General features: G+C 60.5%; 19 protein-coding genes and 4 tRNA genes. 8 read left to right on the forward strand and 15 right to left on the reverse strand.

The genetic code is table 11. The features are described from left to right. Positions 1–99 precede the first annotated feature (99 nt). The 5 genes from AAIL66_RS22575 to AAIL66_RS22595 form a co-directional block, all read right to left on the reverse strand. Positions 100–174, reverse strand: a tRNA-Thr gene (locus tag AAIL66_RS22575). Positions 175–217: 43 nt separating this feature from the next. Continuing rightward, positions 218–291, reverse strand: a tRNA-Gly gene (locus AAIL66_RS22580). A 58-nt stretch (positions 292–349) separates the two neighbouring features. Continuing rightward, positions 350–435: transfer RNA gene (locus tag AAIL66_RS22585), tRNA-Tyr, on the reverse strand. Positions 436–515: 80 nt separating this feature from the next. Continuing rightward, positions 516–591 (reverse strand) — tRNA-Arg (locus tag AAIL66_RS22590). Between the two features lie 74 nt (positions 592–665). After that, complete coding sequence (locus tag AAIL66_RS22595; RefSeq protein ID WP_343497812.1) at positions 666–1,286, reverse strand: TetR family transcriptional regulator; 621 nt, start codon at positions 1,284–1,286, stop codon at positions 666–668. A 227-nt stretch (positions 1,287–1,513) separates the two neighbouring features. On the opposite strand from AAIL66_RS22595, the gene AAIL66_RS22600 reads away from it, so the two are divergent. From AAIL66_RS22600 to AAIL66_RS22615, 4 genes are all read left to right on the forward strand, one after another. After that, the gene (locus AAIL66_RS22600; RefSeq protein WP_343497829.1) at positions 1,514–2,821 is read left to right on the forward strand and encodes an efflux RND transporter periplasmic adaptor subunit; all 1,308 of its coding nucleotides are present in this window, start codon (positions 1,514–1,516) and stop codon (positions 2,819–2,821) included. 12 nt (positions 2,822–2,833) lie between these two features. Continuing rightward, positions 2,834–6,013 (forward strand): efflux RND transporter permease subunit, encoded by a 3,180-nt coding sequence (locus AAIL66_RS22605; protein ID WP_343497814.1) that lies wholly within the window; start codon positions 2,834–2,836, stop codon positions 6,011–6,013. Continuing rightward, positions 6,006–7,439 (forward strand): efflux transporter outer membrane subunit, encoded by a 1,434-nt coding sequence (locus AAIL66_RS22610; protein ID WP_034359075.1) that lies wholly within the window; start codon positions 6,006–6,008, stop codon positions 7,437–7,439. Before AAIL66_RS22605 ends, AAIL66_RS22610 begins: the two co-directional genes overlap by 8 nt. Before the next feature lie 199 nt (positions 7,440–7,638). Next, positions 7,639–8,523, forward strand: a complete 885-nt coding sequence (locus tag AAIL66_RS22615) for a c-type cytochrome (protein WP_343497816.1) — start codon at positions 7,639–7,641, stop codon at positions 8,521–8,523. 88 nt (positions 8,524–8,611) lie between these two features. On the opposite strand, the gene AAIL66_RS22620 is transcribed toward AAIL66_RS22615, so the two are convergent. Genes AAIL66_RS22620 through AAIL66_RS22630 form a run of 3 tightly spaced genes read right to left on the reverse strand, consistent with a single transcriptional unit; the run spans position 8,612 to position 10,922 of the window. After that, the gene (locus AAIL66_RS22620) at positions 8,612–9,169 is read right to left on the reverse strand and encodes a DUF2946 family protein (RefSeq protein WP_343497818.1); all 558 of its coding nucleotides are present in this window, start codon (positions 9,167–9,169) and stop codon (positions 8,612–8,614) included. Between the two features lie 29 nt (positions 9,170–9,198). After that, positions 9,199–10,170, reverse strand: a complete 972-nt coding sequence (locus tag AAIL66_RS22625) for an alpha/beta fold hydrolase (protein WP_034359069.1) — start codon at positions 10,168–10,170, stop codon at positions 9,199–9,201. Then, positions 10,167–10,922 carry a hypothetical protein gene (locus AAIL66_RS22630; RefSeq protein ID WP_034381915.1) on the reverse strand — a complete coding sequence of 252 codons (756 nt, stop codon included), beginning with the start codon at positions 10,920–10,922 and terminating at the stop codon, positions 10,167–10,169. The genes AAIL66_RS22625 and AAIL66_RS22630 overlap by 4 nt, the downstream gene beginning before the upstream one ends. 115 nt (positions 10,923–11,037) lie before the next feature. On the opposite strand from AAIL66_RS22630, the gene AAIL66_RS22635 reads away from it, so the two are divergent. From AAIL66_RS22635 to AAIL66_RS22645, 3 genes are all read left to right on the forward strand, one after another. Then, positions 11,038–11,655 (forward strand): LemA family protein, encoded by a 618-nt coding sequence (locus AAIL66_RS22635; protein WP_003065385.1) that lies wholly within the window; start codon positions 11,038–11,040, stop codon positions 11,653–11,655. Between the two features lie 84 nt (positions 11,656–11,739). Further along, complete coding sequence (locus AAIL66_RS22640) at positions 11,740–12,612, forward strand: YgcG family protein (RefSeq protein WP_343497830.1); 873 nt, start codon at positions 11,740–11,742, stop codon at positions 12,610–12,612. A gap of 1 nt (position 12,613) precedes the next feature. After that, complete coding sequence (locus AAIL66_RS22645) at positions 12,614–13,153, forward strand: TPM domain-containing protein (protein WP_343497821.1); 540 nt, start codon at positions 12,614–12,616, stop codon at positions 13,151–13,153. Positions 13,154–13,197: 44 nt separating this feature from the next. Here the strand turns inward: AAIL66_RS22645 and AAIL66_RS22650 are convergent, their stop codons facing one another. After that, positions 13,198–13,854, reverse strand: a complete 657-nt coding sequence (locus AAIL66_RS22650) for a cold shock and DUF1294 domain-containing protein (RefSeq protein WP_343497822.1) — start codon at positions 13,852–13,854, stop codon at positions 13,198–13,200. Positions 13,855–14,013: 159 nt separating this feature from the next. On the opposite strand from AAIL66_RS22650, the gene AAIL66_RS22655 reads away from it, so the two are divergent. Beyond that, on the forward strand, positions 14,014–14,283 hold the full coding sequence (locus tag AAIL66_RS22655) for a hypothetical protein (RefSeq protein WP_034359063.1): 270 nt from the start codon (positions 14,014–14,016) through the stop codon (positions 14,281–14,283). Between the two features lie 163 nt (positions 14,284–14,446). Here AAIL66_RS22655 and AAIL66_RS22660 read toward each other — a convergent pair whose 3' ends face one another. From AAIL66_RS22660 to AAIL66_RS22685, 6 genes are all read right to left on the reverse strand, one after another. Continuing rightward, on the reverse strand, positions 14,447–14,863 hold the full coding sequence (locus tag AAIL66_RS22660) for a F0F1 ATP synthase subunit epsilon (RefSeq protein WP_003059364.1): 417 nt from the start codon (positions 14,861–14,863) through the stop codon (positions 14,447–14,449). A 148-nt stretch (positions 14,864–15,011) separates the two neighbouring features. Beyond that, on the reverse strand, positions 15,012–16,421 hold the full coding sequence (atpD, locus tag AAIL66_RS22665; protein ID WP_003065399.1) for a F0F1 ATP synthase subunit beta: 1,410 nt from the start codon (positions 16,419–16,421) through the stop codon (positions 15,012–15,014). Positions 16,422–16,455: 34 nt separating this feature from the next. After that, a complete protein-coding gene (atpG, locus tag AAIL66_RS22670) occupies positions 16,456–17,322 on the reverse strand; it encodes a F0F1 ATP synthase subunit gamma (RefSeq protein ID WP_003065400.1) in 867 nt (288 codons plus the stop codon). Positions 17,323–17,340: 18 nt separating this feature from the next. After that, the gene (atpA, locus tag AAIL66_RS22675) at positions 17,341–18,900 is read right to left on the reverse strand and encodes a F0F1 ATP synthase subunit alpha (protein WP_034359061.1); all 1,560 of its coding nucleotides are present in this window, start codon (positions 18,898–18,900) and stop codon (positions 17,341–17,343) included. Between the two features lie 45 nt (positions 18,901–18,945). Then, positions 18,946–19,485 (reverse strand): F0F1 ATP synthase subunit delta, encoded by a 540-nt coding sequence (locus AAIL66_RS22680; RefSeq protein ID WP_003065404.1) that lies wholly within the window; start codon positions 19,483–19,485, stop codon positions 18,946–18,948. A 12-nt stretch (positions 19,486–19,497) separates the two neighbouring features. After that, positions 19,498–19,968: a F0F1 ATP synthase subunit B gene (locus AAIL66_RS22685; protein WP_003065405.1), complete on the reverse strand. Its 471-nt coding sequence runs from the start codon at positions 19,966–19,968 to the stop codon at positions 19,498–19,500. Between the last annotated feature and the right edge of the window lie 9 nt (positions 19,969–19,977).

Consider the following 19,977-nt stretch of genomic DNA (forward strand, 5'->3'; position numbering starts at 1 on the left):
GCGCTCGAATTTTTCTTTTGCCATTTTTCCGACTCCGAAAAAATTAATTCACTGCAAGAGGATTTCGGCGCAACCCTATCAAGCGAGCGCACCAGAAAATGGTGCCCATGGCGGGAATCGGACCCGCGACCTCTCCCTTACCAAGGGAGTGCTCTACCACTGAGCCACATGGGCAAAGAAGCTGCAAAAACAACTTCTAAAATCTTTGCTCGCAAACTGGAGCGGGAGACGGGAATCGAACCCGCGTCATTAGCTTGGAAGGCTAGGGTTCTACCATTGAACTACTCCCGCACAGATTTACTACTGCACGTGACTGCTATTTCTAGCAATCGCTCTTCTCAACCATTGCTGGTGGAGGGGACAGGATTCGAACCTGTGTACGCGTTAGCGGGCAGATTTACAGTCTGCTGCCTTTAACCACTCGGCCACCCCTCCGAAGAGACTTGAATTGTAGCATCTATTTCCAGCTTAAAAAGAAATTTTGAAATTTCTTTTTTCTTGCCGAAGATCGATGCTGGCGCGGCTGGCGGGGATCGAACCCACGACCCTTGGCTTCGGAGGCCAATACTCTATCCACTGAGCTACAGCCGCGAATCCGTCAGGCCGCTTGCACGGCCAACAACAATTCAACAGCCGCAATTATTGCACGGGTTTGGACACCCAAATCACAATTTCACCTGAAATCCCAAACCAGACAAGTAGACATCCACCGACATCGAACCAACCTTGACTAATGAGAAACTCCCTTCCGTCAATACCCAACCATGTATAAGACCTACAAAAAGAGAGTGCAAGCCGAGAGCAGCCTCTTCCGGGGATACCGACAACTGCACGGACTGCCCCTGTGCCGCAGCCGCCAGGTCGTGCGCAAATTTTTCCCGAGCGAAGCCTGAACTTTCTATATGCTGCAAACGCACATCAGCCAGTTCGCCCACGTATTCCATTTTGAATAGCGCCGTTTCAAATACCTTGCGTCTGCGCTCATCCTCGTCCAAGCTCTCGAACACACACAGGATGGAGTGACGAATGCGCTCTAGCGGCAACAGGTCACCATACCTGTCGTCACAGATTTCTTCGAAAGGCAGGCATATGCGCCCAAGCATGGAAACAAAGACATCCATCTTGTCCTTGAAGTGCCAGTACACCGCCCCGCGTGTAGCCCCTGCACGCTGCGCGATATCGCCCAGAGAGGTTCGAGATACACCCTTCTCGAAAAACACCTCTTCAGCCGCATCCAGCAGCTTGGTGCGCGTCTCATCCGCTTCAGCCTTGGTTCTTCGAGCCATCACTCACCCTCTCCATCAATCGCCGGCCATAGATCGCCGCGAGAAAAGCCATTTCTCAACTGCTTTACGCAGCGTTTGCAATTATACATTTATGCATGTATGTATAATTTCCCTAGCACCGATATGCAGGAAACCATCTAGGGTTTCCACCCGAACGAGCGCTCCACTGCGGACAGCGCTCTTTTCTCGTTTTCACAATGTCAACCGGAAGGACGTTCATGCACCCGATGTATGAAGCAAACCAGGCTCCCGACAATCAGTCCCATTCAGCCGCATCCGGCACCCGCTCCATGGTCATCGGCCTGAGCTTGGCTGCTGCACTGGGCCTAGTCGCATGCAGTGACAAAAACGCGGAAGCTCAAAAAGCACAAGCAGCCGCTCAGGCACAGCCACCCGAAGTAGGTGTAGTGACGGTATCCATGCAAAACGTGCCTTTGATCTCCGATCTGCCAGGCCGCCTGGAGCCATCGCGCATTGCTCAGGTTCGCGCCCGCGCAGCCGGCATCGTGCAAAAGCGCCTGTTCCAGGAAGGCTCGGATGTCAAGGCTGGCCAAGCCCTGTTCCAGATTGACAACACCCCATACAAGGCCAACCTGCAGAGCGCTCAGGCGACCCTGGCACAGGCCGAAGCCAATCTCGCCCAGGCATCTGCCACCGCACGCCGCTACAAGCCCCTGGTGGAAGCCAATGCCATCAGCAAGCAGGAATACGACACGGCCATTGCCAACGAAAAGGCGGCACTGGCACAAGTTGCGGCAGGCAAGGCGGCAGTCACCAATGCCAACGTCAACCTGGGCTATGCCAGCGTGACAGCCCCCATCTCCGGACGCATCGGCCGCGCTCTGGTGACGGAAGGCGCTCTGGTCGGCCAGGGCGAAGCCACGCAGCTGGCGACCATTCAGCAAGTCAACCCGCTGTACGTGAACCTGACTCAGTCCTCTTCCGACATCATGCGCATGCGTGAAGCGCTCGGTTCCGGCAAGTTAACAAAGGTAGGTGACAACGCAGCGCGCGTCCACGTCTATTTGGACGATGGCAAGGAGTACGCACATACCGGCAAGCTGCTGTTCACCGACCTGACCGTGGACCCGACTACCGGCCAGGTCAGCGTGCGCGCGGAGCTGCCCAATCCCGACGGACTGCTGTTGCCCGGCACTTACGTACGCGTGCACCTGGAGCAGGCACAGGTCGAGAACGCCGCACTGATTCCGCAACAAGCCGTGACCCGCAACGAAAAGGGCAACTTCGTCATGATCGTGGCCGAGGATGGCTCCGTGGCACCACGCCCCGTTCAGATCAGTCAGTCCAGTGGCAATAACTGGGTTGTCACATCCGGTCTGAAAGCTGGAGAAAAAGTCATGGTGGACGGCCTGATCAAGGTGGGTATGGGGGCCAAGAAGGTCAAGCCCGTCGAGATCAACAATGCGGCTGCCGGCGCACCAGCACAACCCTCTGCTGCGGCCCCCGCCGCACCTGCGCAAGAGAAAGCCACCACACCAGCCGAAGGTGCTGGCGAAGGCCAGGCAGCCAAGTAACAGGCACGATCCATGTCAAAGTTTTTCATCCACAGACCGATCTTTGCCTGGGTGATCGCGATTTTCGTGATCATTGCGGGCGTGATCTCCATCACCAAGCTACCGGTGGCACAGTTCCCATCGGTCGCACCTCCGACCATCAACGTGACAGCGACCTACCCGGGCGCCACGTCACAGACCATGACGGACTCCGTTCTGCAACTGATCGAGCGCGAAATCAACGGCGCGCAAGGTCTGATGTATATGGAAGCCTCCGCCCCTGCGGGTGGCCAAGGCACGCTGACCGTCACCTTTGCTCCAGGCACCAACCCCGATCTGGCGCAGGTGGACGTGCAAAACCGCCTCTCGCGCGTGCTGCCTCGCCTGCCTCAGGTCGTTCAGGCCCTGGGCGTGCGCGTGGACAAGTCCATGAGCAACTTCCTGATGATTCTGGCCTTCCAGGCCGAGTCTGGAGAGACTTCGCGTGACGACATTGCCGACTACGTGAACCGCAATGTGGTGCCTGAAATCCAACGTCTGGACGGCGTGGGCAAGGCGCAGCTGTTTGCATCGGGTCGTGCCATGCGCGTCTGGGTGGATCCTGCCAAGCTCCAGGGCTTCGGTCTGTCGATTGCATCGGTCAACGCAGCGATTGCCGCGCAGAACCAGCAGATCTCCGGTGGCGCCCTTGGCAACCTGCCCAGCACACCCGGCACCACTACCACTGCCACGATCGTGGTGCCCGGCCAGCTGACCACGCCCGAAGAATTCGGTGAAGTGGTTCTGCGCTCCAATTCCGACGGCTCCACCGTGCGCCTCAAGGATGTGGCCCGCATCGAGCTGGGCATCGAGAGCTACGCCTTCGAGTCCCGCCTGGACGGCAAGCCTGCTGTGGCCATGGCCGTGCAGCTGACTTCGACTGCCAACGCCATGGCTACTGCCAAGCTGGTCAAGGCCAAGATGGCCGAGATGGAGCCCTTCCTGCCTGCCGGTGTGAAGTGGTCCTCGCCCTACGACACCTCCAAGTTCGTGAAAATTTCCATCGAAAAGGTGGTGCACACGCTGCTTGAAGCCATCGTGCTGGTGTTCATCGTGATGCTGATCTTCCTGCAGAACATCCGCTACACCCTGATCCCCACCATCGTGGTCCCCATTGCATTGCTCGGCACGTTTGCCGTGATGCTGGTGGCCGGCCTGACCATCAACATTCTGGCCATGTTCGCCATGGTGCTGGTGATCGGTATCGTGGTGGACGATGCCATCGTGGTGGTGGAAAACGTCGAGCGCATCATGGCCGAGGAAGGCCTTCCGCCCAAGGAAGCCACCATCAAGGCCATGGGCCAGATCCAGGGCGCCGTGGTCGGCATCACCGTGATTCTGGTGACGGTGTTCCTGCCCTTGGCCATGTTCTCCGGCGCGACGGGCAACATCTATCGCCAGTTCTCGCTGGTGATGGCCATCTCGATCTTCTTCTCGGGCTTCTTTGCGCTGACGCTGACGCCTGCGCTTTGCGCCACCATGCTCAAGCCCATTCCCAAGGGCCACGCGCACGACAAGAAGACCGGCTTGCTCGGCCCGTTCTACAACTGGTTCAACCGCAAGTTTGACGCAGGCACGAAGCGCTACTCTTCCGCACTCTCCGGTGTGGTCAAGCGCTCCGCTCAAGCCTTTATCGTCTATCTGCTGGTGATTGCCGGCGTGGTCTTCATGTTCATGCGACTGCCTACGGCCTTCCTGCCAACGGAAGACCAGGGCTATGTCATCTCGCTGACGCAACTGCCTCCTGGCGCCAGCCTGGAACGCACGAGCAAGACCGTTGCAGAGCTGGAAAAGTTTGTGCTGAGCCAGCCCGAAGTCGATCACATCGTGAGCATTCTGGGCTTCAGCTTCATGGGCCAGGGCCAGAACGTGGGTCTGGCATTCACCACGCTCAAGGACTGGTCCGAGCGCACAGCCCCAGGCTCGGACGCCACGTCTTTCGCCGACCGAGCCAAGGGCGCCATGTCAGCGCTGCGCGATGGCTTCATCTTTACCCTGGTGCCTCCATCCATCTCGGAACTTGGCAATAGCGATGGCTTCACCTTCCGCCTGCAGGATCGTGGCAGCAAGGGTCATGCAGCCTTGCTGGCAGCCCGCAACCAGCTGGTTGCCAAGGCCAACCAGAGCCCCGTTCTGGCCGGCGTGCGCTTTGATGGCGTGGATGACGCCCCACAATGGCAGGTCGACATCAACCGCGATGCGGTCTATGCCCAGCGCGTGAGCATGGGCGATCTGGCCACCACGCTGGCGACCGCTTTGGGTTCGTCCAACTCCACGGACTTCCCCAACAACGGCTTCATGCAGCGTGTGACCATCCAGGCCGATGCGGCTCGTCGCATGCAGCCCGAGGACGTGATACGCCTGACGGTGCCCAACGCGCAAGGCCAACTGGTGGAGCTTTCCACCATGGTCAGCGCCAAGTGGATCAGCGGCCCCATGCAGCTGACACGCTACAACGGCTACCCCTCCATGAGCATCACTGGTCAGGCCAAGCCCGGCTTTACCAGCGGTGACGCCATGAAAGAAATGGAAAAGCTGGCCCAGGAGCTGCCCGACGGCTTCGGCTACGAGTGGACCGGCCAGTCTCTGGACGAGAAAAAGGCGGGCTCCTCGGCCATGCTGCTGTATGCGTTCTCCATCCTGGCCGTGTTCCTGTGTCTGGCCGCACTGTATGAAAGCTGGAGCATCCCGCTGTCCGTGCTGCTGGTCGTGCCTCTGGGCGTGTTCGGCGCCGTGGCCGGCATGCTGATGCGCGGCATGCCCAACGACATCTACTTCCAGGTGGCGCTGATCACGGTGATCGGTCTGTCGGCCAAGAACGCCATTCTGATCGTGGAGTTCGCCAAGGACCTGCATGCGGAAGGCAAGAGCGCGCTGGAAGCCGCGCTGGAAGCCGGTCATCTGCGTTTCCGTCCGATTCTGATGACCTCGCTGGCCTTTATTCTGGGCGTGGTGCCGCTGTACATCGCCTCCGGCGCCAGCGCTGCCAGCCAGAAGGAGATCGGCACCGGCGTGTTCTGGGGCATGGTGATTGGCACGCCGATCTCCGTGTTCCTGGTGCCCGTGTTCTTTGTGGCCGTGTTCAATCTGTTTGGCAAGAAGTCCAAGCAGGACTCCAACGCCACTCCCCCGGCGGCAATTTCTGCAGCACAGGGAGGCTCGCAACATGAATAAAACCTTGCTACCCGTAGCACTGGCCGGCGCGCTGCTGGCCAGCGGCTGCTCCTTCATCCCCACGCTGGAGCGCCCTGCCGCTCCGGTGGCTGAGCATTACTCTGCCGCCGACGAGCAGGCTGGCACCACCGCGGCCGCCGACATCCCATGGCAGCAGTTCTACACGGACCCTCGCCTTCAGCAGGTGATCCAGCTCGCGCTGGACAACAACCGCGACCTTCGTGTGGCCGTGCTCAACATCGAAAAGGCGCAGGCTCAGTACCAGATCCAGCGTGCCGCCCAGTTTCCTGAGTTCGGTGTGGCAGGCAGCGCCAGCCGCCAGCCCAGTGCCGCCACGGGCCGCTATGCCAACTCGTACATGGCAGGCCTTTCCATGCCCAGCTGGGAGATTGACTTCTGGGGCCGCATCGGCAGCCTCAAGCAGCAAGCTCTGGCCCAGTATCTGGCGACTGAGGAAGGCCGCAAAGCGGCCCAGATCAGTCTGATTGCAACGGTCGCCAACACCTGGCTGAACCTGCAGGCTGACGAGGAGTTGCTGGCCATTTCCCGTCGTACCCTGGGCACACGCGAGCAGTCCATCAAGCTGACCAAGCTGCGACTGGACTCCGGTGTCGCTTCCGAGCTGGACTACCGCCAGGCTCAGTCGCTGACCGAAAGCGCACGCGCCACGCTGGCCCAGCAAGCCGGTCAGCGCGAGCGCGACGTCAACGCCCTGACCCTGCTCGTGGGCCAGACTCTGCCTGCCGATCTGATGACCAGCATGCAAGGCAAGCAACTGCGCGATCTGCCTGCCCTGGCCGATGTTCCTTCGGGCCTGCCTTCTGACCTGCTGCTGCGCCGGCCCGACATCCGTCAGGCCGAGCAAAGCATGATTGCCGCCAATGCCAGCATTGGTGCGGCACGTGCGCTGTTCTTCCCGAACATCTCCCTGACCGCCTCGGCAGGTTTCGCAAGCTCCGACATCTCCGATCTGCTCAAGTCGGACTCTGCGGCGTTCACGATTGCGCCTTCGCTGTATCTGCCCATCTTCAATGCAGGCCGCAATCGCGCCAATCTGCAGGTTGCAGAAGCCAGCCAGAAGATTGCCGTGGCTCAATACGAAGGCTCCATTCAGTCGGCCTTCCGCGAGGTGTCCGACACCTTGGTGAATCGCCGAGCACTCAAGGATCAGCTTGATGCCCAATCGCGTCAGCTGGAGGCCGAGCAGGTTCGCTACAAGCTGTCGGACCTGCGCTACACCAACGGCGTGGCCAGCTACCTGGATCTGCTGGATGCGCAGCGTTCACTGTTTGCACTGGAGCAATCCGTGGTTCAGGTCCGCCTGGCGCAGCTGCAAAACCAAGTCAATCTCTACAAGGTGCTGGGCGGCGGCTGGACGGAGGCAAGCGCCAGCAACAACCCTGCGGCAGCAACTACAGCCCAGTAATCGGGCCAAGATTTGCACTCTCACACAAGGCGTCTTCGGACGCCTTTTTTCATGCACGCCACAAATTGGCTGCACAAAGTTGATCCAACTCAACTCCTTTATGCAGCAGCCGTCAACCCGGATCGTCGTGCACTGGCGTTCTTAACCCTCACTTCTATAATGGTTTGTTCATCCCCATCCCACGATCTCAGAGGACTTCATGAGCGAGCAACACCACGAAGAAGCCCATACAGGCCCCATTAAAAAACCCAAGCAGCTGTTGCTTGCCGTCTTCTTCTCGTTTGTGGTTCCCATCTTCGTCATCATCGGTCTGGTCAAGTTCGTGACTTCGTCCGACACCACGGGCGCAGGCACGGCCAATGCCGAAATGGCCAAGGCCATGCGTCTGCAAAAAGTGGGAACGGTAGAAATTCGTGATGCCAACCGCCCTCTGCGCGGTGGCGCGGAAGTCTTCAAGTCGCAATGCGCGGCCTGCCATGAAACCGGCGTAGCCGGCGCACCCAAATTCCAGGATGCAGCAGCCTGGGGCCCGCGCATCAAGCAGGGCCTGGAAACGCTGGTGCACTCTGCCCTGGCCGGCAAGGGTGCAATGGCGGCCCAGGGTGGCGGCGAGTTCAATGACACGGAAATTGCCCGTGGCGTGGTCTATATGAGCAATGCTGCCGGCGCCAACTTCCCCGAGCCCCAGCCTGCAGCCGGCGCAGCAGCCGGTGATGCCCCCGCAGCAGCCGGTGATGCCCCCGCAGCAGCACCTGCGGCCCCCGTCGCCGCTGCACCTGCAGCAGCTGTTGCAGCCGCCGAGCCAGCACCTGCATCCGCCCCGGCTCCCGCAGCTGCCGCGGCCTCCGATGTGGGCAAGAACATCTACAACACAACCTGCATGGCCTGCCACGCCAGTGGCGTAGCCGGAGCTCCCAAGTTTGGCGACAAGGCTGCCTGGGCACCTTTCATTGCCAAGGGCATGGACGATATGGTGCAGAAGGCCACCCAAGGTGTTGGGGCCATGCCTCCCAAGGGCGGCTCCACTGCTTCGGACGCAGACTTCAAGGCCGCCATTCAGTACATGGTGGATGCAGCCAAGTAAGCTCTGCTCTTTGCTCCGCAAAAACCGGCCTTTGGCCGGTTTTGTTATTTTTGACCGGACGCCTTTTGTACGCCAGTACAGGCAGCGATCAGACTTGATGAGCCTGCGGGCTAGGCACAAAGCCAAACTTCAATGGAAGCGAAGCGCTGTCGACCTCCTGCACCTCGGGCAGCACGCCGCCTTCCAGCGCATTCGCGGCATCCAGCATGTCCAGGCTGTGCACCATGCCCAGGCCTTGCGGCAGGGCCAGAAACAGCCGCCCCTGCTCGTCCAGCAGCACCTGCTGCACCTGTTCGGCAGCCAGCTCCTGGCCCGTGTGGCTGCTCAGCTGCAGGCCATGCTCTGTGCATCGCAGACGCCATATCCATGGCGCACTCTCCAGCTCCACATACACACGCTGCGGGCCGTTCTGGAAATACCAGCGACCATCTGACTCGGCCAAATAGTTGCGACCGATGAATTCAGCCAGCTTTTCGTGGCGCAGCAGATTGCCCCTGGCTCCGGGCTTGCCGCCGGCAAACGCGCCGCATGCCTGGGCCTGCTCGTCTCTGAGCCACCACTGGCCGCGCGCATCCAGACCCAGCCAGCCGCTGCAGGCCGGCACGTTGGGCCATTTCGCCATGGCCTGCTTCACGATGTCATCCATCACTCATCTCCTGATTATTCTGCGAACGCTCAGAGCCACTGCTCCAGCCATTCGGTCACGGCCAGCGGCATGGCCTGCACATGGGCAGGCCAGGCCCCGCTGGCAAAGCCCACATGTCCGCCGTGCGGCGGCTGCCATAGCTGCACGGTGGCACTGACCTCATCGGGCCTGGGCAGACTGTGCGCCGGCACAAACGGATCGTTGCGCGCATTGAGCAGCAACAAGGGCACGGCCACTTGCTTGAGCAGGGGCTTGGCCGAGGCCCGGCTCCAGTAATCATCAGCATCCCTGAAACCATGGACCGGGGCCGTGAACACATCGTCAAAGTCATGCAGAGTGCGTGCGCGCTGCAGCCGCTCCCTATCGAACACCCCCGGCGACTGCTGCCATTTGGCGAGGGCCTTGGGCACCAGGGTACGCATGAACATGGGGGTGTAGATCCAGCGATTGAGCCCCTGGCCCAGATTGACGCCTCCGGCCACCAGGTCCAGCGGCGCACAAATCACTGCCGCACCCTTGACGAGTTCTGCAGCCGCCTGCTGCTGCAGCCCGGCCCAGCGCGCCAGGGCATTGCCGCCCAACGATACACCCATTGCCAGCAATTCGCCGCTCGCGCTTTGCTGCAGCCGGCGCAAAATCCAGTCCACCTCGTCCGAGTCGCCAGAGTGATAAGCACGCAGCAAGCGATTGGGCTCACCGCTGCAGCCGCGAAAATGCGGCACGGCCAGATGCCAGCCGCGCTGCGCGCAGACCTGTGCCAGGGCCTTGGCGTAGTGGCTGGAGGAAGAGCCTTCCAGGCCATGAAACAGCACCAGTGTGGGAGCGCTTGCACTTGCCAGGCGGCTTGAAAAATCGATATCGATGAAATCGCCATCGGGCGTATCCCAGCGTTCGCGCCGCCACGCCGGAGACTCTCCGCCCTTCGCACAGAGTGCAGCCCAAATGGTCTGGACATGACCTCCGGGCTGCCACCAAGGTGCACGAAATTGTTCGAAATTCATGAGGAACCCAACCAGCTGCGCAGCTCTGACTGCAGGGCGTCTTTCTGTGCCGCACGCCAGACCAGTTCAGGCGGAGCCACATGAATTCCCGGCGGTGCCTTGAGCAAGGCTGCCTCCACCAGACGAGCCACATGCATGGCGCGCACCGGCCGCTCCGTCTGCGGCAGCATATAGCTGAGCGCCGAAAGCATGATCTTTGCCGTGCGCTGCAGCCAATGGCCTGCATTGATTTTCTGGGCTTCTCTGGCCGAGCGCACAAAAATCAGCCGTTCGAAGCCCAGTGCGGCCACGCCTTGCTCATTGAGATTGGCCAGCCCCTGCTTCAAAGCCTGGGGCAGGCTGCCCATATCGTGGGGCAGCACCACGGCAAGCGTGTGCACGCCACAGCGCTGCATCCACTGCGCCACCGCCTGCAGCTGATCGGGCCGGGGCGTCCACAAGGCGCGCTCGCGCTGGTAATAGGGACGCGGAGGCTCAAACATGATGAGGCCCACATCGGCGCTCTGCACAGGCCATTGCTGCACATCGCCGTGCAGTTGCGTCAGCAACTCCATGCCACGCAGCCCCTGGACATAGGGCTCGCGTGCCAGCACCTGGACCAGCGCATAGTTCTGCGCGCCAACCACGCGACTGAGCACCTCGTTGCCCAGCGGCCCCGTGGCCCCGGCCAGCAACAGGCGCGGCAAGGTCGCAGTTTTCGGGCCGGGACGCTGTGCGCCACGCAGGGCATCGAGTGGAGAAACAGTGGACATGATTGCAATGCTAGCGCCACCGGGCAGCGGACAGGGCAACAGGCTGCGCTCGCACACTGGCCTGCCAAGGCCTTATGCTATGGTTTCCGTCTCAATCTCGTGAATGGAAACACCCATGAAACGCTGGCTTCTGGCAATCGCAACTGCGGCCTCCATGCTCTCCCTCACGGGCTGCGGCTATAACGACTTTCAGCGCCTGGATGAAAAATCCAAGGCTGCCTGGAGCGAGGTGCTGAATCAGTACCAGCGCCGCTCGGATCTGATCCCGAACATTGTCGCCACGGTCAAGGGCGAGGCCAACTTCGAGCAGGAGACCCTGACCAGGGTGATTGAAGCACGCGCCAAAGCCACCTCGATTCAGGCCACGCCCGAGCTGATCAACAACCCCGAAGCCTTCAACAAGTTCCAGCAGGCTCAGGGCGAGATCTCCAGCGCGCTCTCGCGCCTGATGGTGGTGGCGGAAAAATATCCCGAACTCAAGGCCAACCAGGCGTTCCGCGATCTGCGCGTGACGCTGGAAGGCACGGAAAATCGCATCACCGTGGCGCGCAACGAATACATAGGCACCGTACAAGCCTACAACGTGCTGGCGCGCAGCTTCCCCACCAATATCACGGCCAAGGTATTCAGCTACAAGGTCAAGCCGACCTTCACGGTACAGAACGAAGCCCAGATCTCGCAACCACCAGCCGTTGACTTTTCCACACCCGCAGCGCCTGCCGGCAGCAAGTAATTGCGCGCACAGCTCTTTAAACCCATGCAAAAATCGCCTCAAGCCCTTTTCTACAAAGCGCTTGCAGCTATTGTTTTTGCCAGCATGGTGCTGCTGTCGGCGCTGCCAGCCCTGGCGCAGGGTGGCGCAGGCGCTCAGCTGCAGCCCTTGCCCGAGCTGACGGCGCGCGTCATCGACCAGACCGGCACGCTGAGCCAGAGCGATCAACAGGCGCTGAGCGAGCAGCTCAAGAAGCTGGAGGACGAGACCGGCGCCCAGGTCGCCGTGCTCATGGTCGCCACCACGGCTCCGGAAGACATTGCCGCCTATGCCTGGCGCGTGGCCAGCAGCTGGAAGCTGGGGCGCAAGGACATAGGCGACGGCTCTCTCATCGTCGTGGCCAAGAACGACAGGCGCATGCGCATCGAGGTGGCGCGCAAGCTGGAGGGCGCGATTCCCGACATCCAGGCCGCACGCATCATCGACGGAGCCATGAAGCCGCGCTTCCGCGCCGACGACTATGCGGGTGGCCTGTCTGCCGCCATCGAGCAGATGAGCCTGCTGATTCACGGCGAGAAACTGCCCGCGCCGCAGTCCCAGCCGCGCAAGTCGGGCCCATCCTGGTCCGAAAATCTGGACTTTCTGCTTCCGCTGCTGTTTTTCGGCTTTCCGATCGGGATTGCCGTCGCCCGCGCCATCTTCGGCCGCGTGCTGGGTTCGCTGATCATTGGAGGCATTGCCGGGACAGCCGCCTATGTGATCACCACCAGCCTGTTGATCGCAGGCGTAGCTGGCTTGGTGGGCCTGATCTTCACCCTGCTCTCCAACCTCTCGCGGGGCGGAGGCGGACCGTATATCAGTACCGGCGGGGGCGGCGGCTGGAGCAGCGGCAGCGGGGGAGGCTTCAGCTCGGGAGGCGGTTTCAGCTCCGGTGGCGGCGGCAGCTTTGGTGGCGGTGGCGCCTCGGGGGACTGGTGAAATGAGCAATGTCTTTCAACGCCTGGCACGTCTGGTGCGACACCGCTCGGCCGAACAGCATCTGCGCAAGGCCTTGCCGCCTGCCACGCTCAAGGAGCTGGAATTGCTGATCGCCAAAAGCGAGCTGGGCCACACCGGTCAGGTCCGCATCTGCGTCGAGGCCGGCCTGCCCTGGAGCTATATCTGGCGCGATGCCACGGCGCGCGAGCGCGCGCTCTCGCAGTTCGCCAAGCTCCATGTCTGGGACACGGAGCACAACAACGGCGTCCTGATCTACCTGCTGCTGGCCGACCACGCCATAGAAATCGTGGCCGACCGCGCACTGGACCGCACCATGAACGCCGAGCAATGGCAAACGCTGATCAGCGATATGCAGTCCGCCTTCCAGGGCGGGCATTTCAGCATGGGCCTGGTATCGGCACTGGAGCGCGTCAACCGGCAACTGCAGGCGCATTTCCCGCGCAAATCCGCGGCCAACACGCAGCGAAACCTGCCCGATACACCCGTGGTCCAAAGGCATCTGCCGGGCCGCAACCGCTGATCCGGTTCTGCAGCCGCACCCACCGGCTGCAGACCTCAGAGGCCTCAGGCCAGCACATGTCGCCCATACGGCGAACACAGCCAGAGCACGGCCACCACATTGATCAGGACCATGAGCCAGAACTGTAGCTGAAAGCTGGTCTTGCTGCTTTTGTGGCGCAGCCACTGCTGGGCCAGCAGGGCACCGGGCCAGCCTCCGGCCAACGCCATGGTCTGCAGCGTGTTTTCCGGCGTGCGCCACTGCCCCTTCTGGGCGGCCCATTTGTCCTGCCAGTAGGCCATGAAGGTCAGCATGCTCAGGCCTGCATAGGCCAGCCAGAGGATACGCGGTATGCCCCAAATCACGGCGGTGGTCAGCATCATCAGCAGCCAGACCAGCAACACGCCATAGCTGAAGCCACTGGAGGCATGCCAGCCCTGAGGCACCGCACGCGAGGACTGCAAACGCCCTGCAGAAGGGCTGTTGCGCCGCACCGAAGAAGACCGTGCCTGAGGCACTGGGCCGCCAGCGCGCCATGCAACCTGAAGCGCGCGCTTTCTGCCCTGCTCCATGCCGACGGAAAACTCCAGGCGCAGACCGGGCCGAGGACGCTGCTCTGCGGGCGGGCGCGGCTCAAAAGCACTGATATGGACAAACAGACGCTCGCCACCGCCATCGGCCTCTATCCAGCCAAAGCCACGCTCGTCATTCCATTGCGTCAAGGTACCGCTGTAGCGCATCCATGTCCTTTGTTGTTTTTGGCACCGCGAACAGGCCCGGTGATGCAAAAAGCAGGTGGGCCCCATCCAGAAAAAACCTTTTTACCCGCATGGCTGTGTTAGTTTTGGGGCAGCCGTATTTTCTTAAGAAAGCACTCAAGCATGCAGAAATCTCTGTTCTCTCTGGCCGTCATCAGCTCTGCCCTGGCACTGAGCGCCTGCTCCTCCATCAGCCCCAGAGGCGCCGAAGCACCGGCTGAATACGACTACGCACTGAGCTGCAAGCTCAAGGAAGATGACCCCAAGAAGTGCGAAGCCCAGATCCGAGCCCTCTGCGAAGACCCCAGCAAGGCCGTGGTGCGCAAATCACGCCATGTGGACCCCAAGGACAGCTCCGTGGTCTACGGCTATCAGGCCGCCTGCAACGGCTAAGCTGCTTGCGCGCTGCCGCGGTTCGGAATCCTGCTGGTTTCGGGATCAGTTCCTTTTGGGACAAGCACAGTGCGCTTCGATTTCCGCAGCAACAGTCCATAAAAAAAGCCACCGCATGCGGTGGCTTTTTGCTGCTGATGCATGTGCTCATGGGCACAGCACATCAACGCTTCTGGCGGTACTTGCGCAAAGCCGCAATCTGAGCTGCCATCACGGCCAGCTCGGACTGCGCACGAGCGATGTCCAGTTCGCCCTTGGCGTTCTTCAGGGCTTCCTCGGCCGCAGCCTTGGCCTTTTGCGCCTTTTCATCGTCCAAATCCTTGCCGCGGATGGCGGTGTCGGACAGCACGGTCACGCAGTTGGGTTGCACTTCCAAAATGCCGCCGGCCACGAAGACGAACTCTTCGCTGCCGTCAGGCATTTCGATGCGCACCGAACCCGGCTTGATACGGGTGATCAGCGGTGTGTGGCGGGGATAAATGCCCAACTCGCCCGCTTCACCGGGCAAGGCGACAAAGCGCGCTTCACCGGAGAAGATGGACTCTTCGGCACTGACCACATCAACGTGAATAGTGTTCATCTTTGCTCCTAGAAAAGGTAAAAACTGGTCCTAAAACAAGCACACCCCAAGCCAGAGACGCCGAGCAAGGGCCGCCCCGCAGCGAGGGCGGTCCCCCTCCTGAAAGAGAGGGGGAAGCGGCGCAAGCCGCTCAGGGGGTGCAAGCCAGTTAGGCAGCCAGCTTCTTGGCCTTCTCGAAGGCTTCGTCGATGGTACCAACCATGTAGAAAGCCTGTTCGGGCAGGTGGTCGGCTTCGCCGTTCACGATCATCTTGAAGCCACGGATGGTTTCAGACAGGGGAACGTACTTGCCGGGAGCGCCGGTGAACACTTCAGCCACGTGGAAAGGCTGAGACAGGAAACGCTGGATCTTACGAGCACGAGCCACGGTCAGCTTGTCTTCGGGAGCCAGTTCGTCCATGCCCAGAATCGCGATGATGTCGCGCAGTTCCTTGTAGCGCTGCAGCGTACCCTGCACTTGGCGAGCCACCTTGTAGTGCTCTTCGCCAACCACTTGGGGGTCCAGCTGACGGCTGGTGGAGTCCAGAGGATCCACAGCGGGGTAGATACCCAGCGAAGCGATGTCACGGGACAGCACCACGGTGGAGTCCAAGTGAGCAAAAGTGGTGGCGGGCGAGGGGTCGGTCAAGTCATCCGCTGGCACGTAAACGGCCTGGATGGAAGTGATCGAGCCAACCTTGGTGGAGGTAATACGCTCTTGCAGCTTGCCCATTTCTTCAGCCAGGGTAGGCTGGTAGCCCACGGCGGAAGGCATACGGCCCAGCAGAGCGGACACTTCGGTACCGGCCAGTGTGTAGCGGTAGATGTTGTCCACGAAGAACAGCACGTCCTTGCCTTCGTCACGGAACGACTCAGCCATGGTCAGGCCGGTCAGCGCCACGCGCAGACGGTTTCCTGGGGGCTCGTTCATCTGACCGTAAACCATGGCAACCTTGGACTCGCCCAGGTTCTCTTGGTTCACAACGCCAGCGTCGGACATTTCGTGATAGAAGTCGTTACCTTCACGGGTACGCTCACCCACACCAGCGAACACCGACAGACCGCTGTGGGCCTTGGCGATGTTGTTGATGAGTTCCATCATGTTCACGGTCTTGCCCACACCGGCACCACCGAACAGGCCCACCTTGCCGCCCTTGGCGAAGGGGCAGACCAAGTCGATCACCTTGATACCGGTTTCCAGCAGTTCCTGCGAAGGCGACAGTTCGTCGTAAGCAGGAGCCTTGCGGTGGATGGCAGCGGTCAGGGTCTGGTCCACGGGACCACGTTCGTCGATGGGGTTACCCAGCACGTCCATGATGCGGCCCAGGGTAGCCTTACCCACGGGAACGGTGATGGGGTTGCCGGTGTTGGTGACCATCAGGCCACGCTTCAGACCGTCCGAAGAACCCAGGGCAATGGTACGCACCACGCCGTCGCCCAGCTGCTGCTGAACTTCCAGGGTCAGGGCCGAGCCTTCCAGCTTCAAGGCGTCATACACCTTGGGCACCTGGCCGTGGGCAAACTCCACGTCCACCACGGCGCCGATACATTGAACAATCTTGCCTTGTACTTGAGCCATTTTTTGCTCCAATCTGTTTGTTCGTTAAAGCCGTTTACACAGCGGCTGCGCCTGCCACGATTTCCGACAACTCGGTCGTAATCGCTGCCTGACGCGTCTTGTTGTAGACCAGCTTCAACTCGCTGATGACGTTGCCGGCGTTGTCGGTAGCGGCCTTCATGGCCACCATGCGCGCCGATTGCTCGGACGCCATGTTTTCCGCAACTGCCTGGTACACGAGGGACTCCACGTAACGAACCAGCAGTTCGTCGATGACGCTTTGAGCGTCAGGTTCGTAGATGTATTCCCACGATGCACCCGTCTTCTCGGCTTGCAATTTTTCGGACGACAGGGGGAGCAGTTGCTCCACCACCGACTCCTGCTTCATGGTGTTGATGAACTTGGTGTACGCCAGGTACACCGCGCTCAGCTTGCCTTCAGCATATTGGTCCAGCAACACCTTGACAGGCCCGATGAGCTTGTCGAGGTGAGGCGTGTCGCCCAAGCCTGTAGCGTGAGAGACCACCTTGGCACCGACACGGTTCAGGAAACCCAGTCCCTTGCCGCCAATGGCCACTGCATCTGTCGCAACACCCGCATCCTGCAGTTCGCGCAACTTGTTGGTGACGACACGCAACACGTTGGTGTTCATGCCGCCGCACAAACCCTTGTCGGTCGTCACAACGATGACGCCGACCTTCTTGGCATCGTTCACTTGCATGAACGGATGCACATATTCAGGGTTAGCTTCGCCAAGATGGGCTGCAATGTTGCGGATTTTTTCGCTATATGGACGGGCAGCCAGCATCCGGTCCTGCGCCTTGCGCATTTTGGATGCAGCCACCATTTCCATGGCTTTGGTGATCTTCTTGGTGTTTTCCACCGATTTGATCTTGCCGCGTATTTCCTTACCTGCTGCCATGATGACTCCTCGCCGGTATTAAGCGAAGGACTTCTTGAATGCAGTAATGGCTGCAGTCAGTTCAGCTTCGTCCTTGCCTTCCTTGTCGAAAGCACGCTTTTCGTTCAGACGGTCAAGCAGAGCGCCGTGGCTGGTCTTCAGGAACTGGTGCAGACCAGATTCGAAGGGCAGCACTTGCTTGACTTCGATGTCGTCCATAAAGCCCTTGTTCACTGCGAACAGCGAAGAAGCCATCAGAGCGGTCGACAGAGGAGAGTACTGAGCCTGCTTGAGCAGTTCGGTCACGCGGGCACCGCGGTCCAGCTGCTTGCGGGTTGCATCGTCCAGGTCGGAAGCGAACTGCGCAAAGGCAGCCAGTTCACGGTACTGAGCCAGGTCGGTACGGATACCGCCGGACAGGCCCTTCACAACCTTGGTCTGAGCGGAACCACCCACGCGGGACACCGAAATACCGGCGTTGATAGCGGGACGGATACCGGCGTTGAACAGGCTGGTTTCCAGGAAGATCTGGCCGTCGGTAATCGAAATCACGTTCGTGGGAACGAAAGCGGACACGTCGCCAGCTTGTGTTTCGATGATAGGCAGAGCGGTCAGAGAACCGGTCTTGCCCTTGACTTCACCCTTGGTGAAGGCTTCGACGTAGTCGGCGTTCACGCGAGCGGCACGCTCCAGCAGACGGCTGTGGAGATAGAACACGTCGCCGGGGAAAGCTTCACGTCCGGGAGGACGGCGCAGCAGCAGCGAAACTTGACGGTAGGCCACGGCTTGCTTGGACAGGTCGTCATAAACGATCAGAGCGTCTTCGCCGCGGTCGCGGAAGTATTCGCCCATGGTGCAGCCAGCGTAGGCCGACACGTACTGCATGGCAGCAGATTCAGAGGCGGTGGCAGCCACGACGATGGTGTAGTCCATCGCGCCGGCTTGTTCCAGAGAGCGCACCACGTTCTTGATCGAAGAAGCCTTCTGACCAATAGCCACGTAGATACAGATAACGCCCTGGCCCTTCTGGTTGATGATGGCGTCGATAGCGACAGCCGTCTTACCAGTCTGACGGTCACCAATGATCAGTTCACGCTGACCACGGCCCACGGGAACCATGGAGTCGATGGACTTGATACCGGTTTGCAGGGGCTGATCCACGGATTGACGTGCGATCACGCCAGGAGCGACCTTCTCGATCACGTCCGTCATCTTGGCGTTGATGGGGCCCTTACCGTCGATAGGCTGACCCAGGGCGTTCACCACGCGGCCGACCAGCTCAGGGCCCACGGGCACTTCCAGGATACGGCCGGTGCACTTGACGGTGTTGCCTTCTGCGATGTGCTCGTAAGCACCCAGAATCACGGCGCCCACGGAGTCGCGCTCCAGGTTCAGAGCCAGACCGTAAGTGGGTTGACCGTCGGCGCCTGCGGGGAATTCCAGCATTTCGCCAGCCATCACGTCCGACAGGCCGTGCACGCGCACGATACCGTCAGTCACCGACACCACGGTGCCTTGGTTACGGACGTCAGTGCTAGCAGCCAGCCCTTCGATGCGGCTCTTGATCAGTTCAGAAATTTCTGCGGGATTGAGTTGCATGACTCTTTCCTTCTTTCTTGTGTGTTAGCCGAGACCTCAAGCGCATTACGCGGTGAGGGCCGCTTTCATTTGTTCCAGACGGGCCTTGACGGAGGTGTCCAGCACCTCGTCGCCCACCACGACGCGAACGCCACCGATCAGCGATTCATCGAGCTTCACGGTGAGATTCAGCTTGCGGCCAAAGCGCTTTTCCAGCGTGGCGCCAAGCTCGGCCAGCGCTGCATCCTCAATCGGGAAAGCGCTGTACACCACGGCATCCGAAGAGCCGCTCTTGCTGTTCACGAGGCTGCGGAACTGGGCTGCCACTTCAGGCAGCACGTCCAGACGGCCGTTTTCGAGGACCACACGCAGGAAGTTGCGTGCGGACTCGGGCAATGCCGACTTGGCCACACCCGTGATGAGATCGAACACTTGCGCGTCGCTCACGTTCGGGTTGTCGGCCAGTTGGCGCAATTGCGGATTGGCGGCAATCGCCGCCAATTCCTCCACCCAAGCGACAGTGCTGTTCAAGTCTGCAGCCTTGTCGGCGCAGGCTTTGAACAATGCTTCGGCGTAAGGGCGGGCAATGGTGGCGAGTTCTGCCATTTTTTGCTTTCCTTACAGCTCTGTCTTCAGGCGGTTCAGCAGATCAGCGTGGATACCGGCATTGACTTCCTTCTTCAGGATCTGCTCGGCACCCTTGACGGCCAGCGCTGCCACTTGCTCACGCAGGGCTTCACGGGCAGCAATGGCTTGCTGGTCAGCTTCAGCGCGGGCAGCAGCAACAATCTTGTTGCCTTCTTCTGTCGCGCGGGCCTTGGCTTCTTCAATGATGGCCTGGGCGCGGCGTTCGGCGTCCGCAAGCCGCGAAGCTGTTTCGTTGCGCGTCTGGGCCAATTCCTGTTCGACACGCTTGTTGACAGCGGTCAGTTCGGTCTTGGCCTTGTCGGCAGCAGCGAGGCCATCGGCGATTTTCTGGGCTCGCTCATCCAGTGCCTTCGCAATCGGGGGCCACACGAGTTTCATCGTGAACAGCACCAGGATCAGGAAAACAATGGCCTGAACGAACAGGGTCGCGTTGATACTCACGGCAACACC

Origin of the sequence: Comamonas sp. F1-6 (assembly GCF_039581415.1) — a bacterium.
Lineage (GTDB): Bacteria > Pseudomonadota > Gammaproteobacteria > Burkholderiales > Burkholderiaceae_C > Comamonas > Comamonas thiooxydans.

Excerpts from the sequence above, each read along its gene's own strand:
- AAIL66_RS22595 (WP_343497812.1), bottom strand. The coding sequence starts at position 1,286 with ATGGCTCGAAGAACCAAGGCTGAAGCGGATGAGACGCGCACCAAGCTG.
- AAIL66_RS22600 (WP_343497829.1), top strand. The coding sequence starts at position 1,514 with ATGTATGAAGCAAACCAGGCTCCCGACAATCAGTCCCATTCAGCCGCA.
- AAIL66_RS22605 (WP_343497814.1), top strand. The coding sequence starts at position 2,834 with ATGTCAAAGTTTTTCATCCACAGACCGATCTTTGCCTGGGTGATCGCG.
- AAIL66_RS22610 (WP_034359075.1), top strand. The coding sequence starts at position 6,006 with ATGAATAAAACCTTGCTACCCGTAGCACTGGCCGGCGCGCTGCTGGCC.
- AAIL66_RS22615 (WP_343497816.1), top strand. The coding sequence starts at position 7,639 with ATGAGCGAGCAACACCACGAAGAAGCCCATACAGGCCCCATTAAAAAA.
- AAIL66_RS22620 (WP_343497818.1), bottom strand. The coding sequence starts at position 9,169 with ATGGATGACATCGTGAAGCAGGCCATGGCGAAATGGCCCAACGTGCCG.
- AAIL66_RS22625 (WP_034359069.1), bottom strand. The coding sequence starts at position 10,170 with ATGAATTTCGAACAATTTCGTGCACCTTGGTGGCAGCCCGGAGGTCAT.
- AAIL66_RS22630 (WP_034381915.1), bottom strand. The coding sequence starts at position 10,922 with ATGTCCACTGTTTCTCCACTCGATGCCCTGCGTGGCGCACAGCGTCCC.
- AAIL66_RS22635 (WP_003065385.1), top strand. The coding sequence starts at position 11,038 with ATGAAACGCTGGCTTCTGGCAATCGCAACTGCGGCCTCCATGCTCTCC.
- AAIL66_RS22640 (WP_343497830.1), top strand. The coding sequence starts at position 11,740 with ATGGTGCTGCTGTCGGCGCTGCCAGCCCTGGCGCAGGGTGGCGCAGGC.
- AAIL66_RS22645 (WP_343497821.1), top strand. The coding sequence starts at position 12,614 with ATGAGCAATGTCTTTCAACGCCTGGCACGTCTGGTGCGACACCGCTCG.
- AAIL66_RS22655 (WP_034359063.1), top strand. The coding sequence starts at position 14,014 with ATGCAGAAATCTCTGTTCTCTCTGGCCGTCATCAGCTCTGCCCTGGCA.
- AAIL66_RS22660 (WP_003059364.1), bottom strand. The coding sequence starts at position 14,863 with ATGAACACTATTCACGTTGATGTGGTCAGTGCCGAAGAGTCCATCTTC.
- atpD (WP_003065399.1), bottom strand. The coding sequence starts at position 16,421 with ATGGCTCAAGTACAAGGCAAGATTGTTCAATGTATCGGCGCCGTGGTG.
- atpG (WP_003065400.1), bottom strand. The coding sequence starts at position 17,322 with ATGGCAGCAGGTAAGGAAATACGCGGCAAGATCAAATCGGTGGAAAAC.
- atpA (WP_034359061.1), bottom strand. The coding sequence starts at position 18,900 with ATGCAACTCAATCCCGCAGAAATTTCTGAACTGATCAAGAGCCGCATC.
- AAIL66_RS22680 (WP_003065404.1), bottom strand. The coding sequence starts at position 19,485 with ATGGCAGAACTCGCCACCATTGCCCGCCCTTACGCCGAAGCATTGTTC.